Source organism: Streptomyces sp. NPDC001933 (genome assembly GCF_042890955.1).
Taxonomy (GTDB): Bacteria; Actinomycetota; Actinomycetes; order Streptomycetales; family Streptomycetaceae; genus Streptomyces.
The window spans coordinates 23,248-41,663 of sequence record NZ_JBIASS010000019.1 but is presented as its reverse complement, the minus strand read 5'-3'; the positions used below and the strand labels follow the sequence as shown (position 1 = coordinate 41,663).

Annotated in this window: 9 protein-coding genes; 2 read left to right on the top strand and 7 right to left on the bottom strand. The window is 73.2% G+C overall.

What is annotated here, in order from left to right; all coding sequences use genetic code 11:
* Window positions 1-65: 65 nt before the first annotated feature.
* Entirely contained in the window at window positions 66-1,853 is a 1,788-nt protein-coding gene (locus tag ACFYY7_RS34495; RefSeq protein ID WP_388667777.1) for a protein kinase, read from the top strand.
* Here the strand turns inward: ACFYY7_RS34495 and ACFYY7_RS34490 are convergent.
* The 6 genes from ACFYY7_RS34490 to ACFYY7_RS34465 form a co-directional block, all read right to left on the bottom strand.
* Window positions 1,843-5,370: a hypothetical protein gene (locus ACFYY7_RS34490; RefSeq protein WP_388667776.1), complete on the bottom strand. Its 3,528-nt coding sequence runs from the start codon at window positions 5,368-5,370 to the stop codon at window positions 1,843-1,845. The two genes, ACFYY7_RS34495 and ACFYY7_RS34490, sit on opposite strands and share 11 nt — an antisense overlap.
* Window positions 5,367-6,449, bottom strand: a complete 1,083-nt coding sequence (locus tag ACFYY7_RS34485; RefSeq protein ID WP_388667775.1) for a hypothetical protein — start codon at window positions 6,447-6,449, stop codon at window positions 5,367-5,369. Before ACFYY7_RS34485 ends, ACFYY7_RS34490 begins: the two co-directional genes overlap by 4 nt.
* A complete protein-coding gene (locus tag ACFYY7_RS34480; RefSeq protein ID WP_388667774.1) occupies window positions 6,446-7,468 on the bottom strand; it encodes a hypothetical protein in 1,023 nt (340 codons plus the stop codon). Before ACFYY7_RS34480 ends, ACFYY7_RS34485 begins: the two co-directional genes overlap by 4 nt.
* Window positions 7,465-9,102 (bottom strand): VWA domain-containing protein, encoded by a 1,638-nt coding sequence (locus ACFYY7_RS34475; RefSeq protein WP_388667773.1) that lies wholly within the window; start codon window positions 9,100-9,102, stop codon window positions 7,465-7,467. The genes ACFYY7_RS34480 and ACFYY7_RS34475 overlap by 4 nt, the downstream gene beginning before the upstream one ends.
* Window positions 9,102-10,577 (bottom strand): hypothetical protein, encoded by a 1,476-nt coding sequence (locus ACFYY7_RS34470; protein WP_388667772.1) that lies wholly within the window; start codon window positions 10,575-10,577, stop codon window positions 9,102-9,104. Before ACFYY7_RS34470 ends, ACFYY7_RS34475 begins: the two co-directional genes overlap by 1 nt.
* A gap of 125 nt (window positions 10,578-10,702) precedes the next feature.
* Window positions 10,703-11,650: a hypothetical protein gene (locus ACFYY7_RS34465; RefSeq protein ID WP_388667771.1), complete on the bottom strand. Its 948-nt coding sequence runs from the start codon at window positions 11,648-11,650 to the stop codon at window positions 10,703-10,705.
* A 206-nt stretch (window positions 11,651-11,856) separates the two neighbouring features.
* On the opposite strand from ACFYY7_RS34465, the gene ACFYY7_RS34460 reads away from it, so the two are divergent.
* Complete coding sequence (locus ACFYY7_RS34460) at window positions 11,857-12,993, top strand: FHA domain-containing protein (protein ID WP_388667770.1); 1,137 nt, start codon at window positions 11,857-11,859, stop codon at window positions 12,991-12,993.
* Window positions 12,994-13,075: 82 nt separating this feature from the next.
* Here ACFYY7_RS34460 and ACFYY7_RS34455 read toward each other — a convergent pair whose 3' ends face one another.
* Window positions 13,076-18,070, bottom strand: a complete 4,995-nt coding sequence (locus tag ACFYY7_RS34455) for an NAD-glutamate dehydrogenase (RefSeq protein WP_388667769.1) — start codon at window positions 18,068-18,070, stop codon at window positions 13,076-13,078.
* Between the last annotated feature and the right edge of the window lie 346 nt (window positions 18,071-18,416).

Below are 18,416 nucleotides of genomic sequence, written 5' to 3'. Positions count from 1 at the left end.
AGTCTCGTCCGGCACACTTGCAGTGATGAGCGGGGGAGGCTCCCATCAGTACCGGCACCGGCGACGTGCTCACACCTCTCGGCCCCCAGGATCCGCGCGAAATCGCCGGGTACCGGCTGATCGCCCGGATCGGCGAGGGCGGTATGGGCACGGTCTATCTCTCGCACACCCGGGGCGGCCAGGCCGTCGCGCTGAAGCTGATCCGCCGCGAGTTCGGCGACGATCCGGAATTCCGCCGCCGGTTCGACCAGGAGGTGCAGGCCGCCCGACGCGTGCAGGGGTACCACCTGGTGCCGGTCGTCGACCACGACACCTCCGGCCCGCTCCCCTGGCTGGCCTCGGCGTTCGTACCCGGCCTTGCGCTCCAGGCGGCCGTCGAGTCCCACGGCCCGCTGCCGCTGCCCGCGGTCTTCCGGCTCGTCGGCAGCACCGCGCAGGCGCTGACCGCCATCCACGCGGCCGGGGTCGTCCACCGCGATCTGAAGCCCGGCAACATCCTGCTCGGCGCGACGGGCCCGTACGTCATCGACTTCGGGATCGCCCGCGCCGCCGACGCGACGCAGCTCACCGGCAGCGGAGTGATCGGCACCCCGCAGTTCATGTCGCCGGAGCACGCGCTCGGCGAACAGGTCGGGCCGGCCACGGACGTGTTCTCGCTGGGGCTGATCGCGGCCGTCGCGGCGACGGGACAGCACCCTTATGGCACGGGCGGGGCACTCACCGTCGCCACCCAGATCGCCAACACCGCCAGCCGTCCGCCCAGGCTGGACGGCTACCCGGCCGAACTGCGCGCGCTGCTCGAACGCTGCCTGGTCGCCGACCCGGCCGCCCGCATCACCCCCGCCGAGCTGGTGTCCCTGTGCGAGCGGGCCGCGGGCGGGCCGCCGCAGGAGTCCGGCAGCTGGCTCCCCGAACCGGTCGCCGCGGAGATCGCCCGCCGCGAACAGGCCGCGCAACTGCCCCCGCAGCCGGCCGACCCGGCGGCGCAGCCCACGTACCCGGCGGCGCAGCCCACGTACCCGCCGGGCCCGCCGCCGTCCGGACCGTACGCCACCGGCACCGTGCCGCCCGCCGATCCCGTACCGCCGTACGGGCCGTACGCCACCAACACGGTGCCGCCCGTCCACGCCACGGGCGCGAGCACCGGACCGCTCACGGCGCACCAGCCGCCCCCGCAGGCCCCGGCGACCGGCACCGCCAAGCCCCGCAGCAGGCGGCCGGCCCTGCTGATCGCCGCCGTGGCGGTCGCGTTCGCAGCAGGCATCGGCGGCACCCTCTGGGCGGTCGGCGACAAATCGGACGACAAGAACAAGCAGAGCACCGACGGCAGGGGACCGGACCCGCAGCAGTCCCGGCAGACCGGCACCGGCGGCGGGTCCACCACGCCCGATCCCGCCGGTTCGCCGTCCGGCACCAAGCCGAAGAACCCCCCGGCCCCCTCGTACACCCTGGTCTTCCAGGACAAACCGCTGACACTGCGCACCCCGTCCGGCCTGGACTGGACGTACGTGGACCTGGACGCCCCGAAGGTGGACCCCACCGCGGAGATCGACTCGGAGGATCTCGAATTCAGCGCGGGATACGACACCCTGCGGCTCGACCGGGCCCTGGGCAAGGCGAGCGGTGCCTCGCCCGAGGAATGCCGGACCGCGGCCGAGCAGAACCCGCTGCCCAGCTCGGTCCCCAGTGAGACGCTGGTCAAGGACAAGACCATCGCGGCGGGCGACCTGATGTGCAGCGTGACGTCCGAGGGCAATCTCGCCCAGTGGAAGATCGCCGAAGTCGTGGTCAACGACAACAAGGAGACCCCGACCTACGAGGGCTCGCTGACCCTCTGGAAGATCAACGGATAGCCGCCCGCCCCCACAGCCGCAGCAGCACCCGCTCCTCCGGCTCCCCGCCCGCCAGCAGCGCCGCCGCCCGTGACCAGGTGGCGACGGGCAGCCCGTGTGCGGTGATCAGCCGGTGGAGTACGGGCGAGGGGCCCGGCAGCATCAGCAGTTCGCCGAGCAGCCGGGCGTCGGCGGGCGGTGCGCCGGTGGCCAGGACCAGATCGAGCGCGTCCGCACCGAAGCGCTCCACCAGCGCGAGCCCGTCCTCGCCCGCCGCGAGCAGCCACGGGGTGAGCCGGCCGCTCTGCCCGCCGTGCCGCTCCCGCTGCTCGACCAGCAGCCGCAGCACCCGCTCCCCCGCCGGGCCGGCGAGCAGCGGCAGCCAGCGCGGGCCCCAGACGGTCAGGGCGTCGGCGGCGCCGGGCAGCCGTTGTTCGACGACGGCCGCGGTGACGGCGACACGCGGTCCGAAGCGGACGCCGACAGTGAGCACGGCCTCCAGCGAGGGCGGTGCCAGCACCCCGGTGAGCGGGGCGAGTCCGGCCAGGGCGCGGCGCTGTTCGGGGCTGAGCCGCAGCCGGTCGGCGAACTGCTGGGCGATCACCCCGAGCCCTTCGCGCAGCAGGGTCCGCAGCGCCTCGGCCGGGTCCGGGGCGGCGAGGATCATCGGGAGTTCGCGCCGGGCCCTCGGATCGAGCACCGCCTCGGGCTCGGCGGCGTACAGATCGAGAAGCGCGGCGCGCTGGCGCGGGCTGCCGAGACCGGCCAGCAGGGGCAGCAGGGCCGGGGTGGCCAGCAGTGAATCCAGCACCGGGGCGGCCGTGCCGGGCGCGCCGAGCACCGCCTCGGTGACCCGGCGCCCCAGCCCCGTGCCGTCCACCGCCCAGTCGCGGATCTTGCCGGGGCGCTCCACCACATTGCCGACGACCCAGCCGAGCGCCTTGCCCCGGCCCAGTTGGAGCCGCGACCACTCCACGGCCGCCGCGGTGGCGAACGGGCCCGCCTGCTCGCTCTCGTAACCCCGCTCCTGGAAGGCGACGAGCACCTCGTCGAGCGGGCGCCGCAACCCTTCCGCGTAGCCGCTGAGGATGGTCATCGCCCGTTGGTCCAGGCCGAGTTCGTGGGCGTGGCGCAGTCCTTCGGTGCCGAGGGCGGCGAGGGCGGCGGCCGGGTCCGGGAAGCCGGCGACGATCTCGGCGATGTCGAGGTCGCCCTGTTCGGCGAGCCAGCGGGCGGCGAGCCGCGGGTGCGCGCAGACGGTGGCCCAGTGCTCGGGGCCGGTGCCGAGCAGGGCGCGTACCGCGTCGGGGCCCGGGACCTCGGCGTCGGCGGCGATCCGCAGCAGCACCCGGGCGTCGACGGCGCCCGCCGGGTCCTGGGCGGCGATCTGGACCCAGCCGAGGCCGAGGGCGCCGAGGTGTTCGGGCTGGCGCAGCCCGTCGAGGAGCATCCGCCACATCTGCGGGGTGTAGCGGGCCAGGAGGTCCAGGTCGTCGCCCAGGAGGTGCGGGCCGAGCAGTTCGAGCAGCTCGGGGTCCTCCAGCCGTCCGGCGAGGAACTGGAGGCTGGGCGCCGGGATCTCGGAGAGCACCGCGACCAGGGTGTCGTCCATCGAGGCGACGGCGGCGGCGAGCCTGGCGGGGTCGACCTCGGTGACGGCGGTGCACAGCCGCCCGTACAGGCCGACCCGGCGGATGCCGGGGCGCTCGCGCAGGGCGTCCTCCATCGGCAGCGCCCCGGCCGCGACCGGCCGGTCCGGGTCGAAGACCGTCGCGAGCCGGGTGGCGACGGGGAGCAGCCGGCGGGCCGCCTCGTCGTAGAGGTCCTCGGCGGCCGGGCCCAGCAGCGCGGACATCAGGCAGTCGCGGAAGACGGAGCCGGGCACGCCGGACAGGGCGGCGACCAGGCGCCGCATCCGGGCCTCGTCGAGCAGCCGGTTCTGCTTGCGCATGCCGGGGGCGTTCTGCCGGGCGCGCACCGCGACGAGCAGTTCGGTGTTGGTGCCGAAGCAGTCGGTCATCTGGTCCAGGAGCTTGCCGCGCTGGCGGGGCGGCAGCTGGTCGGCGCCGCCCAGCGCCAGGGTCCAGCCCGCCGCGAAGGTCCGCCGCCGCATCGCCTGGCCTCCGACGCCGCCGAGGAGTTCGGCGGAGTAGGCGTCCATGTCCCGGTCGGTGAGGTAGGGCAGCTGGTCGGCGGGGCGGCCCGCGATGCGTGGTACGGAGCCCGCGAGGTCGTCCGGGTCGACCCGCTGGGCGCGCCCGCCGCGCACCGCCTCGATCCGCCGCAGGTCCTCGCCGCCGATCCGGCCCGCGACGACGAGCCGGGCCCGGGGCGCGGCGGCCGCGGCCCGGCAGACCTGGGCGGCGAAGTCCTTGGGGTTCAGCAGCACCCAGCCGGCGCCGGAGAGCAGGGTGGCGGTACGGGTGCCCAGGCGCCGCTGCTCGAACGCGGCCAGCGCGATCACCTTGGGCCCGTGGTCGTGGAGCAGGCCCAGGCGCAGCACCTCGGGGTTGATGTCGAGCCGGTTGCCGCCGCCGGAGCCCTGGGCCGCGTCGTCGTACACGAGCAGCGCCTCGGCCTCGGCGAAGTCGCGCACGGCGCGGGCCTCCTCCTCGTGCCGGGCGGCGCGGGCCAGGGTGTCGGCGAGCTGCCCGGGTCGCAGCGCGGGCACCCGCTGGAACCCGGCGGACGACAGATAGCCGCCGAGGTCGGCGGGGCCGTGCACCGGGCCCCAGGCGGCGGGCGGCAGTCCGCAGGCCATCCAGCCGGCCAGCCGGGTCAGGGCGCGCAGCTGCACCTCCCGCCAGCGCACCGCGGTGTCCTGGCCGGTGGCGGAGGCGGGCGGCAGGTCCTCGCCGAGCAGCAGGGCGCTGGGCAGTGACATGCCCTGCGGCCCCGGCATCCGGCCCTCGGACGGTACGTATCCGTGCCGTCCGAGGCCGACGAGGGCGAGCGAGCCGGAGTTGAGGACGAGGTGGTCCGGGGAGAGTTCCAGCGGGGTGAATCCGGCGTGTGCCATGTCGTCCAGGGCGCGCCCCAGCGGGACGAGGGTGTGCAGCGCCTCGGCGGGGGTCCAGCGGTGGCCTGCGGCGAGCATGGTGTCGAGGTCGTCGCGCTCGCGCAGCGCGTGCAGCGGGATGGAGGAGGCGCCGGGCGACCAGGCGGTGACGAGGGCGGGCGGCAGCCCGGGGTGGTCGACGATGTCCAGGAGGGCGGGGGTGACGGGGCTGCCGGCCGCGAGGAGGGCGGCGGCCCGGCCGCGCTGCTTGCGGTTCGGGAAGACCCTCAGCGCGCCGTACGCGTCGGCGTCCTCGTCCTTCACCAGCCGGGTGGCGCGGACGGCCGCGGCGCCCGAGGAACGCAGATGGCCGGGGCGCAGCTGGACGGTGTGCGGCTCCCAGGTGCGCCCGGAGCGGCCGGGGATGCGGGTGAGCAGCCCGGTGAGCGTGGCATTGGCTCCGGTGCGGCGGGACGTCGCGGCTCGTTGCTGGTGCGTGGCGTCTCCCTGCTGGTTCGTCCCGGATCCCTGCTGGTTCATCGGGGCTCTCCCAGGGTGCGGAGTGCGGACTCCAGGGCCGTTGCGCTGCGGGCGCGGGCGAGGTCGATCCGGACCCGGTCGACGGTGGCCAGCCGGAACTTCTTCGCCGACAGGCAGGTGGTGAGGGCGTTGGTGAGGATCGGCCCGTAGCGCAGACCGGCGATGAAGCGGCGGGCCGGGGCGCTGACGTCGAAGTCCTCCGCGTACAGCTCGCGCGCCTGCCGGTCGGTGAGCCTGCGCAGCGCGGCGGCGTGGGCGAGGGTGGCGCCCAGCATGTAGATGTCGAACCGCTCGGAGGCCGGGGCGAGTTCGGAGGGTTCGTCGGTGCCTTCGGCGGAGGGCGGGGCGTAGGCGCTCGTGGTGGTGCGGATGCGCTCGCCGATCCGGACGGCGGCGTCGTAGTCGATGAGCACGTACCGGGCGGGCGGCCCGAGGACGAGGATGTTCTCCGGCTTGATGTCGGCGTGGATCCAGCCCTTGGAGTGCTCGTCGCCGTTGTGCCGGTCGGCGTGCAGCGCGGCCAGGGTGTTGCACAACTGCTCGGCCAGATCCAGGAGTTGATCGCGCGTGAAGCGGCGGTGCGATTTGGCCCGCGCGTCGATCTCCTGCTGGAGGGTGCGCGAGACGCCGCCGCGGTGCCCGATGAACTGCTGCACGAGGAAGCTCTCGTAAGGCACCTCACCACCCCGCTGTCCGTCGTGTCCGCGGTTCGCGAGCAGGGAGGGGGACGGCTGGGACTCGACGCTGATCACGACGGGGCACTGCTGGGTGAGCTGGGCGGCCTGCCGGGCCGCCCGCAGCCCCTGGTCGCGCTGGTTCTTCTGCTCGCCCAGCGCCCGGTGGACGCTGCGCGGGTCGTCCAGGTCCGTCTGCGACCACCACATGCCCTTGATCACCACATCGCCGCCGGACCAGCGGTCCTCGGCGAGCACGGCGTACCCCTGGCCGGCCCCGGCGAGGAGGCTCTTGGTGAGGAAGCGGCCGTCCTCCCCGTAGCTCTCGGGCAGCCAGGCCAGCCGGGGCGAGCCCAGGTTGTCGGGATGCTCGGCGTGCACCCAGCCGGGACTGAACCCGCTCACTCGGCCTGCTCGCTTCCGTTGCTGATCCGCAGCCGTACGGTGCCCGGCCCCAGGTGGAGTTCGTCTCCGTCCTCCAGCGCGTACGGCGTCCGGGCGGCCAGCCTGGCCGTGCGCGGCAGCCCGTCGAAGTCGAGCTCCGGGTTGAGGAAGGAGGCGTTGTTGTCGGGCAGGTGCTCGGCGAGCGGCCTGCCGTCGTCGTCGAGGAAGATCCGCAGATGGGCCCGGCTGATCTCGGCCGCCCGGTCGGCGCCGAGCCCTTCGGTGACGTCGGTGGTCCCGGGGCGGCTGCGCGAGGCCCGGCCCAGCGTCAGCCCCTGCGGCGGCACGGTGACCGTCGCGCGGACCGTGTAGCCGTGCTGCACGGTGACCTGGACCGGCCCCGCGTCCAGCCCTTCGGGCACCGGCGGTTCGACGACGACCTCGACCGCCTCGTAGCCGCACGAGCGGCAGAACCAGCGGCTGCCGTCCTTGTTGACCTGGCGCGGCAGCAGCACCGTGCCGCCTCGCAGGCAGGTGCCCGCCGGGTCGGTGCACCGGAAGCGCTCCTCGGCGTCCTCGCGCAGCAGCCCGGCCTTGTCGAGCTTGTGGAGCCGGTCGCGCTCGATCTCCTCGTCCGTGGCGACGCCGAGGTGGCGGGGGCTGAACACCACCCGGCCGTGCACCCTGCGCACCGACCAGACCCGGGAGTTGTTGCCCTGCAGCCAGGAGTGCTCCCGGCGGGCGAAACGGAAGTTGTCGCTGGAGACGATGGCGGCCCCGAACTGCGCTGCGAGCGCGAGGATCCGGTCGTCGGCGTCCCCCTGGTGGACTTCGAGCCACTGCTCGCGCTCGGCCTGCTTCACCAGATGCTGTTCGTCGAGGAACGGGCGGACGGTGGCGTCGAGCACCGCGATCGCGGCGCTGCCCGGGTGGTCACGCAGCCAGCCGTCCCGCACCTCGACGACCCGGGAGAAGGGCCAGGGCCGCTTCCTGGTCGCCGCGACGTTCGAGGCGTCGATGATGACGCCGGGCACACTCACCGCGGACCCCGGCCGGGCGGCGGCGTGGTGGGGGCGTCGGGCGGAAGGGTGGGCGGACCACCGTACGTACCACTGCCCCGGTCGTACGTGCCACTGCCGCTGCCACTGCCGTAGGTGCCGCTCCCACTGCCGTACGCGCTGCTCCCGCCGCTCCCGCTCCCGCCACTCCCGTACGTTCCACTCCCGTACGTGCCGCTTCCGTACGTGCCGCTTCCGTACGCGTCGCCGCCGCCGTACTCGTCGTCATCGTCGTCGTCGAGGCTCTGCTGCCGGCGCCGGGCCCGGATCTCGTCCGGTGTCTCGACCGGGATCTGCTGGAACCACTCCCGCTTGGACTTCGTGGAGCTGCGGCTGGACGCCGCCCGTGCCTCATTCGCCACGTCCTTCGGGTCGAGCCCGTCCCGCAGACCGCCGCTCGCCCGCTGGTAGGCGGCGGCCAGATCGGGGTCGGGGATGCGCCGGGCGCGCCCCACGCCCTCCTGGTAGATCCGCTCGCGCTCCGCCTTCGAGGCGGCCGCCGCGATCCGGCCGTTGATCTCCCGGTCCAGTTCGATGGCGTCGATCTGCCGCTTGAGGTCGGGCTGGAGGATCGGCGACATGGGGTTGTCGACCGTGCGCAGGGCGATCTGGCCGGGCGCGAGCTGCCGCGCGTCGCGACCCGTGCCGATGGAGCCGGTCGCCTTCAGCACGGGCATCGGGCCGGCGCTGATCCGCTCGGGCGCCCGCAGCTTGAGCGCGTACAGCGGCTGCCCCTCCTCCCCCGCGCCGATCGCGCCGAGCTTCAGCCGGACCCGGCTGGGCCGCCGCCCGCCGCCGTCCGCGAGCGCGCCGTCGACCCGGCGGCGGGTCGGGTCGAGCTGGTAGACGCCGAGCACCGGGAAGCTCGGGTTGATCTCCAGGGACAGTTCGCCGCTGCCCGCCACGACGTCCCTGCCGAAGGCCGCGAACCTGGCCGTGATCTGCTTCATCGCCTCGGCGGCGCCCGCGCGGGAGGCGACGTGCTCGGGCAGCCCGGTCGGCGCGAGGCGTTCCAGGAGCCCGAAGTCGGCGCCCGCGCCGATGCCGATCACATCGGTGTGCAGCTCGCGGTCGGCGGCGTCGCGGGCCAGGGCGGCCAGCCGGCCGGGGTCCGTCTCGCCGGAGTTCGGGATGCCGTCGCTGAACAGCACCACGCGGCGCGAGGCGGCCCGTTGCTGGTCCAGCTGCTGGTACGCGCGTTGCAGCGCGCCCTCGATGTTGGTCCAGCGGCGCTCGTCGTCGATGTTGCCGTTCCACCGGCCGCGGCGCTGGAGCTCCCCCGCCGTGCCGGAGAAGCGCAGCCCGGTGTTCTGCGCGAAGGTCAGCACATCGACGTGGGCTCCGCGCGGAAGTGCGGCGACCAGCTCCCGCACACCGGCCTCGGCGACCTGTTTGCGGCTCGCGTCGTCGGGGTTGGCGGGGTCGGCGAACTCGTCGGTGCTCGAATCGGCCCTGATCTCCATGGAGTAGCTGTCGTCGACGGCGATGACGTAGGCGACGCCCTCGACGACGCGGTCACCGCGGCCCAGCTCGCGCGGGGCGATCAGTACGGTGAACTCCTCGCCGAGGTGCACCTCCTGCCGGTCCGCGGTGATCTTGATGTCCTCGGTGGTCATCAGTCATTCGCCTCCCCCACCGCGCACACCAGCGCGGTCGCGTTGTCCCAGCCGCCCAGGGCCTCCGCCCGTTGCACCAGCGCGGCGGCGAGCGCGGGTGCGGTCGGCCGGCCGGACGCGTCCAGCTGCGCGGTCAGTTCCGCGAGCACGGCACCGAACCACCGGTCCCGTTCCGGTTCGGTCGCCCCGTCCGACGCGAGCAGCAGCAGGTCCCCGGGGGCGACCCGCAACGTCCGGTGGGCCCAGCGGGCCGTACCGCCGCCGAGGAAGGAGACGAGCTGCGACTCCTCGCCCTCGGCATCGGCGGTGACCCGGAGCCGTTCCGCGAACCCGGTGTGGGCGGGCGTCAGCTTCCATGCGGCGTACGGGATTTCGTTGGCCGGTACGCGTACCGGCCGGATCAGCCAGGCCTCGGCGTCGCCCACCGAGACGACGGACGCCGTGCCGTCGGGCCGCACGGTGGCGAGGACCGCGGCCGCGCTGCCTTCGGTGGTGGCCCGCCCCACGGCGGCGTCCAGCTCGGCGATCAGCTCACCGGGCCGGAGCGCCTCCCCCGGGACCGGATCACCGGGCGCCGCGTCGCCGCCCGTGCCACCGCGCCCCGTCGCCGCCTCCTCCAGCCGCCACCGCCGCACCGCCTGCTCCAGCGCCGCCCGCGCGGCCGTGCCGCCCGAACCGTCGCCGTCGCCGGTCACCCCGTCGAAGACCGCGCACCGCAGCACCCCGCTCGGCCCGGCCAGCGCCCCCGAGGTGTCCTCGTTGTCGGTGGCCGGATCACCCTTGGCCTTGCGCGAGCCGACCGCGCTCTCCCGGTAGCAGAGCGTGGAGACCCCGCCGGGCGCACGCCGGTCGAGCGCCTCGTGCAGCGGGGCGAGCCCGGCGGCAACCCCCTGGCGCAGCTCATGGCCGAGGAGCCGGCGGCAGACCGCGTCCAGCCCCGGCGGGAAGTTCCCGGCGAACACATCGAGCATCTGGAGCGCGTCCCTCAGGTCCAGGCACGGCCGTTCGGCCACGGCGCCCACCAGCGCCCGGACCAGCGCCCGCCGGTCCCTGAGCTGCGGCGCCCCGTGCTGCGCGCCGTCCCGGCGCCCACGCGGGCGGATCCGTCCGTCGAGGTCGTAGCGGGGCAGCGCGGCCACCTGCCAGCCCTCGTACGCGTCGTGCCGCACGGACTCGGCGACCAGGGTTCCGGGCCCCGCCAGATCGAGCGCCGAGTCCACCGCCCGCCACAGCCCGGGCAGGGCCGCGACGAGCTCCTCGCGGTCCAGGCTGTGCGTCTCGACCACACTGTCGCGCAGGGCCGGGGCCAGCGCCTCCGGCCACTCCACCCTGATCTCCGGCAACGCGACGGCCCCGAACTCCGACGCGGCACCGTACCCGGACGCGGCCCCGCGTTCCGGCGCGGCACCGAACCCCGGCGCCGCGCCGAAGCCCGAGACGGTGCCGGACGCCGACGCATCCACAGACTCCGGCAAACCCGACTGCGGTACACCCGACCCCGGCACACCCGACTGCGGCACACCCGACCCCGGCACACCCGACCCCGGTAGACCCTGCCCCGGCACACCCGACTCCGGTACATCTGCGGGAAGTTCCACGCTCATGCCCCCCTCGCGCCCCCTTGATCACGCCCGCCCCCGGCGCGCCGGCGGCGGTCCAGTACGTGCCGCAGGACACCCGCCTGCTCCGCCTTCGCCAGCTCGTCGCTCAGCCGGGCGATCTCCGCCTCGGCCCGCTGGGCCCGGTCCTGCCAGTGCCACACCACCTGGGCGACCTCGTCTCGGGCCTTCCCGATCTGCTGCTCGGCGTACTCCTGGGCGCGCCGCGCGGCCTCCTGGGCCCGCTGCTCACGCTGGGCGGCCCGCTGCTCGGCGGCCTCTGCCCGCTCCCGTAACTCCGCCTTGGCGGCGGTGAGTTCCCGCTCGGCGCGAAGGGAATCGGCCTCGGCGGCGGCCCGTACCCGGGCCCGCTCCTCCTCCTGCGCGCGGTGCAGCAGGGCGTCGAGATCGGGGCCCTGCCCGACCGGGAACGCCCCGGCCCGTCCGGGCTCGGCGGCGGTGTACGGCTCGGGGTCCGCGTACAGCTCCGCCACGGGGGTCGCGGTGCCGACGGGCGGTTCGGCGAGGGCCAGCGGTACGAGCCGTACGGTGAGCGCGGCCGGGTCGACCACCGTCACCGGCCGCCAGCCACTGAACCCGTCCGCGGCCGCGCCGGTTTCCCCGTCGCCGCCCCGCACCACCGCCACCCGGCAGCCCGAGCCGAGCACGGCCTCCGCCCCGTCGACCTGCGCCCACAGAGTCTCCCCCGCGGTCAGCAGGGACGCGGCGACCTCCGGGGAGGGGACCGGAACGCCGTACGGACGCGGAGGTGCAGGCGGCGGCCCGGAGGGCGGTGGCGGCGCGCCTCCCGCCACCGGTGTCTCGTCGGCGAAACTGCCCCAGCCGTCGTCCCCGCCGGCGCCCGCCCCGGCGGGGGCATGGTCGGGCGGTGGTGGTGGCGGAGACTGCCCCGACGGCGTCTCATCGATGAACGAACCCCACTCCGACACTCAAACGCCCCCACGTTCTCGTCCCTGCCGTCCCACGGCCGCCCGTCCGACCGCGTCCCTGCCGGAACTCCGCGACCGTCGAGGACGTCAATATAATTGCACCACCACGGTATTAACATGCCGTCAGCTTCCGATCAGAGACTTCAGAAGTACTTCGAGAAGCACTTCTGAAGTACTTCAACGGGACTTCCGGGAAGGCGATCTCGATGGAGGACCACCTCACCACCGACTTCAGCGCGGCCTGTTTCCTGGTGGATCTGTCCAACGTCGTGCGCAACCGCACGCTGGGCGAACCCGGTGCGCGCTCCCTGCGCCGGCTGCGGCTCCTCGTGGACGCCGCGAAGAGGCTCGCCCGGGATCCGGACGTCAAGCTGTATCTGGTCGCGGACGCCAGCCTGCGGCTCGGCGGACGCCGGGAGTTCACCGATCCCGCCGACATCCGGCTGCTCGGCCGCTGGGTGGACCGCGGCCTGGTCGAGGAGCTGCCGGACGCCGACGACCGCCTGCTCGAACTGTGCGCGTACACCGGCATCCCCGTCATCACCGGCGACCGTTTCCGCGGCCACCGCGAGTCTCACCCCTGGATCCAGGGCAATACGGACGACTTCCTGGAGCCGGTCCCGGTCGGTGGCGGCAAGGTCGGGCTCCTCCCCGTCGACATGGGGGTGGCCAGCGCGCTGGACATCTCCAGGAAGATGGAGGAGGACGTGCTGAAGAAGATGGGGCTGCTGGGCCCGCACCGCACCCCCCGATTCGACGTGGTCAGCCGCAACTGGCGCTGTGCGGAACGCCGTTGCACCCTCTACGACACCCAGAAGGGCAGCGCCGCCCTGCTGCCGCGCGTGCTCAGGGGCGTACCCCACTGCCAGAGCCACGGCACCCCGCTGGTCGACGACGGCCCGCGCACGGCGACCGTCCAGCTGAAGCTCCTGGTGGAGGGCGACGTGAAGGCCCGGTTCACGCTGGAGGACGGCACGACGGTGAAGGTCGGCCGGGCCCCCGGCGAGGGCGGCATCTCCCTGCACGACCTGGTCCCCGAGCACCGCACCGCCGGCCTCAGCCGCGCCCACGTCGAGCTGCGGGTGACCGGCGGCATCGTCCACGTACGGGACCACAGCACCTACGGCACCCGGTGGCGTTCGACGGCCGGCAGATCGGGTCCGGGCCCGTGGAAGAAGCTCGGCACGACCGAGCGGCAGTACCACGGCGGGGACGAACTCCGGCTGGTCGAGGGCGTGATCCTGGCCCGCAGCGGCCGCCGCTTCCCGACCGAACTGGCCCAGGAATGGCAGCGCCGCCGGCCGCCCCCGCCGGACGCGGCAGCCGAAACCCGCATGTACTGACGCCCCGCACCGCGACAACGGAGGGGAGGCGGCCACCGGACCCCCGGCGACCGCCTCCCCTCAACCACCAGCCCTCAACCGGCTACCCGTGCGTACGGAGCAGAGTGCGCATCGTCCGCATCGCCACCGACAGGTTCGCCAGGTCGAACGCGTCCGACCCCTGGATCTCCTCAAGGGTGGAGCGGGACCGCGTCAGGATCGCCGCGTTCTTCTCCTCCCACGCCTTGAACCGCTCCTCCGGCGTCGAGGTCCCGTTGCCGACCGCCAGCACGTCCGCGGTGAGCGCGGCGTGCGCGGCGTACAGGTCCTCGCGGATGGAGGCGCGGGCCATGGACTGCCAGCGGTCGGCCCGCGGCAGCTCGATGATCCGGTCCATCAGCTGGGTGATGCCGAGCCGGTCCGCGAGGTCGTAGTACACCTCGGCGACGGAGAGCGGGTCCTTGCCGGTGCGCTCCGCGATCGCCACGATGTCCAGCGCCGGGAAGACGGAGGAGAACCCGGCGACCCGCTGGGCCAGCTCGCCCGGGACGCCCGCCTCGGTGAGCTCGTCCAGGATCGACTGGTACCACTCCAGGTCGGTACCCCTCAGCATCTTGGGCAGCTCTGCCCAGACCTTGTCGACGCCCTCCTTGAAGAAGTCGATCGTCGCGGCGATCTCCAGCGGCTGCGGCCGGTTGCCGAGCAGCCAGCGCGAACCGCGCTCGACGAGCCGACGCGAGTGCAGCCGGATCCGGGTCTGCACATCGGCGGCGACCTCGTTGTCGAGCGCCTCGACGGCGTCCCACACCTGGCCGAGGCCGAAGATCTCACGGGCCGCGAACTGGGCCCGCACGATCTCCTCGATCGAGGCACCGGTCTCTTCCCGCAGCCGGTGCAGGAAGGTCGAACCACCGCTGTTCACGGTGTCGTTGACCAGGACCGTGGTGATGATCTCGCGCCGCAGCGCGTGCCCGTCGACCGCCTCGGGGAACTGCTGGCGCAGCTGCTCCGGGAAGTAGGCGTGCAGCAGCTTCTGCAGGTGCGGGTCGTCCGGCAGGCTGGTCCGGATCAGCTCCCGGGCCGCCGTGATCTTGGTGTACGCGAGCAGCACGGCCAGCTCGGGCTGGCTGAGCCCCTTGGAGGTGTTGAGCAGCTCACGGATCTGGCGGTCGGCGGGCAGGAACTCGAGACCGCGGTCGAGGTCGCCGTCGCGGCCCAGCCGGCGCATGAAGCGCTGGTGGGCGTGGAGCAGCGAGGGCGACTGGGCGGTGGCGTTGGCGAGCGCCACGTTCTGCGCGTAGTTGTTGCGCAGCACCAGACGGCCGATCTCGTCGGTCATCCCGGCGAGCAGCTTGTTGCGCTGCTTGACGGTCATGTCGCCGTCCCGGACCAGGCCGTTGAGCAGGATCTTGATGTTCACCTCGTGGTCGGAGGTGTCCACGCCGGCGCTGTTGTCGATCGCGTCGGTGTTGATCCGGCCGCCGCCGCGGGCGAACTCGATCCGGCCGAGCTGGGTGGCGCCGAGGTTGCCGCCCTCGCCGACGACCTTGGCCCGCAGGTCCTCGCCGTTGACGCGGATCGCGTCGTTGGCCTTGTCGCCGACGTCCGCGTTCGACTCGGCGGAGGACTTGATGTACGTACCGATGCCGCCGTTCCACACCAGGTCCACGGGGGCCTTGAGGATGGTCTGCATCAGCTCGGCGGGCGTCATCTTGGTGATGCCCGGCTCGATGCCGAGCGCCTCGCGGATGTGCGCGTTGACCGGGATGGACTTGGCGCTGCGCGGGTGGATGCCACCGCCCGCGGAGAGCAGGTCCTTGTTGTAGTCGGCCCAGGAGCTGCGCGGCAGCTCGAACAGCCGGCGGCGCTCGGCGTACGAGGTGGCGGCGTCCGGGGTCGGGTCGATGAAGATGTGCCGGTGGTCGAAGGCCGCGACGAGCCGGATGTGCTCGGAGAGCAGCATGCCGTTGCCGAAGACGTCACCGGACATGTCACCGACGCCGACGACGGTGAAGTCCTTGGCCTGGGTGTCGTGGCCCAGCTCGCGGAAGTGCCGCTTGACGGACTCCCAGGCGCCGCGGGCGGTGATGCCCATGCCCTTGTGGTCGTAGCCGGCGGAGCCGCCGGAGGCGAAGGCGTCGCCGAGCCAGAAGCCGTACCCGACGGCGACCTCGTTGGCGATGTCGGAGAAGCTCGCGGTGCCCTTGTCGGCGGCGACGACCAGGTAGGTGTCGTCCTCGTCGTGCCGGACGACATCGACGGGCGGCACGACCTCGCCGGCCACCATGTTGTCGGTGATGTCGAGCAGCGCCGAGATGAAGGTGCGGTACGAGGCGATGCCCTCGGCCATCCAGGCGTCACGGTCGACGGCCGGGTCCGGGAGCTGCTTGGCGACGAATCCGCCCTTGGCGCCGACCGGCACGATGACGGTGTTCTTCACCATCTGTGCCTTGACCAGGCCGAGGATCTCCGTACGGAAGTCCTCCCGCCGGTCCGACCAGCGCAGACCGCCTCGGGCGACCTTGCCGAAGCGCAGGTGCACACCTTCGACGCGCGGCGAGTAGACCCAGATCTCGAAGGCCGGCCGGGGGGCCGGCAGGTCCGGGATGGACTGCGGGTCGAACTTCATCGAGACGTAGCCGTGCGGCTTGCCGCTGTCGTCGCGCTGGAAGAAGTTGGTGCGCAGGGTGGCCTTGATGACGGTGAGGAAGGACCGCAGGATGCGGTCCTCGTCGAGCGAGGCGACCTGGTCCAGGGCCCCGTCGAGCTCTTCGAGGAGGCCGTCGATCAGCTCGGTGCCGGCGTGCTGCCGCTCCGGGGACATCCGGGCCTCGAAGAGCGAGACCAGCAGCCGGGTGGTGTGGACGTTGTTGCGGAGAGTGCTCTCCATGTAGTCCTGGCTGAACGTCGAACCGGCCTGGCGCAGGTACTTCGCATAGGCGCGCAGCACCATCGCCTGGCGCCAGTTCAGACCGGCGCCCAGCACCAGCGAGTTGAAGCCGTCGTTCTCGGCCTCACCGGTCCACACGGCGGCGAAGGCGTCCTGGAAGCGGTCCCGGGCGTCGTCGGCGAGGTAGTTGCCGTTGCCGCCCGCCTGCGGCATCCGGAGCCCGAAGTCGTAGATCCAGGCGTGCGTACGGTCTGCGCAGCGCAGCTCGTACGGGCGCTCGTCGACGACCTCGACACCGAGCTGCTGGAGGGCCGGGAGCACGGCGGACAGGGAGACCTGCTCGCCGGTCCGGTAGATCTTGAAGCGGCGTTCGCCGGGGGCGGCGCCGACCGGCTCGTACAGGCTGAGGGCGAAGTCCTTCTCGTCCTGCTTGAGCGCTTCGAGGTGGACCAGGTCGGCCACGGCGGAGCGCGGCGTGTGGTCGGCCTTGTAGCCCTCGGGGAAGGAGTGGCCGTACTGGCGCAGCAGCTCGGCGGCGCGTTCCTCGCCGCATTCGGCGCCCAGCGCCTCCTGGAAGCCGTCGGCCCAGGAGCGGGCGGCCTCGACGAGCCGGGCCTCGATGCGGTCGGCCTCGGAGTCGGTGAGGTCGGGCAGCTCGGTGCCGGGTGCGACGCGGACGACGAAGTGCAGCCGGGAGAGGATCGACTCGGTGTTCCAGGCGGTGAAGTCGACGCTGGTGCCGCCCAGTTCCTCCTTGAGGATGTCGATCAGGCGCAGCCGCACACCGGTGGTGTAGCGGTCGCGCGGCAGGTAGACGATCGCGGAGTAGTAGCGCCCGTACTCGTCCTGGCGCAGGTAGAGCCGCAGCCGGCGGCGCTCCTGGAGGTACAGCACGGAGGTGACGACGGAGCGCAGCTGGTCGACGGGCGTCTGGAAGAGCTCGTCGCGCGGGTACGTCTCCAGGATCTGGAGCAGGTCGCGGCCGTCGTGGCTGTTGGGCGAGAAGCCCGCGCCCTCCAGCACCTCGGCGACCTTGCGGCGGATGACGGGCACCCGGCGCACGGACTCGGTGTAGGCGGCGGAGGAGAACAGCCCGAGGAAGCGGCGCTCACCGATGACGTTGCCGTCCGCGTCGAACTTCTTCACGCCGACGTAGTCGAGGTAGCTGGGGCGGTGGACGGTCGAGCGGCTGTTGGCCTTGGTGAGGATGAGGAGCTTGCGCTCGCGGGCCTTGGCCCGGGCGTCGGCGGGCAGCCGGTCGAAGGACGGGCTGACGGGGTGCGCCTCGTCGACGCTGTGGTGCGGGTCGGAGCGCAGGATGCCGAGGCCGGTGCCGGGGACGGCGGCCAGCGCGTCGGTGTCCTTCAGCTCGTACTCGCGGTAGCCGAGGAAGGTGAAGTGGTCGGCGGCGAGCCAGCGCAGCAGTTCCCTGGCCTCGTTGACCTCTTCGTCGGCGAGGTCGTCGAGCGGCTCGCCGGGCAGGTCGTCGGCGATGCGCAGCGCGGCGTCGCGCATCTTGTCCCAGTCCTCGACGGTCTCCCGTACGTCGGACAGCACGCGGAGCAGGTCGGCGGAGATCTGCTGGAGGTCGGCGCGGTCGGTCTCGCGGTCGATCTCGACGTGGATCCAGGACTCGACGAGCGCGTCGTGCGGCAGCTCGCTCTTCTTGTCGTCGGCGCCCTTGCGGTCCGCGGTCAGGCCGTTGCCCTCGGCGAGGACCTCGATGAGCTTGCCGGTGACGTCACGGCGTACGACGACCTGCGGGTGGATCACGACATGGATGCCGCGCCCCTGCCGGGACAGCTCATTGGTGACGGAGTCGACCAGGAACGGCATGTCGTCGGTGACGACCTCGACCACCGTGTGGCTGCACGTCCAGCCGTTCTCCTCGACGGTCGGGGTGTGCACCCGGACGTTCGCCGTGCCCTGCGGACGCGTCTCGGCCAGCCGGTAGTGGGAGGAGGCCGCACCGAAGACGTCCACGGGGTCGCGGCCCGCGATGTCCTCCGGGGCGGTGTGCAGGTAGTAGCGCTGGAGGTAGGAGAGGAGCACGTCCTGTCCGGGGCGCTCCTGCTCGGCCCCGGTGGCCGCAACACGCACCCGGGAGGTTCCGCCCGGGCCACCGACACCACCGCCCGGGCTGCTGTCAGCTACCTGCGCCGCCCGTGCGAGCAGCTCGGCCTTGGCTTCGTCCAGCTTGGTCTGCATGTCCTCTGGCTCCTGTCGCGCGCCGTTGCGTGACGTAGGTGGAAAAGACGACGTACCGCCACGACACGGGGTTTCCGGTCTGAGTCGACGCTATGCCGCTATGAGAGATGCCCGGGGCCGAATCGTCCATTTTTGACGTTCGGCCGGGGTTGGGGGAATCAGCGACGGCCCGGGTGCTGTGGCACTCCGGGCGCAGACCGGGGGCTTCGCTGCCCCCGAGGCGTATCGCGCTGATCACGGGGTCCAGGCTATATCGGCTGCCCCCATGACCGTCACGAGCCGTTTGTGTAAAAAGATGGACCCGAACTTTGACACTCTGGACAGCGCGCGCGTCCGTATTGCCGCA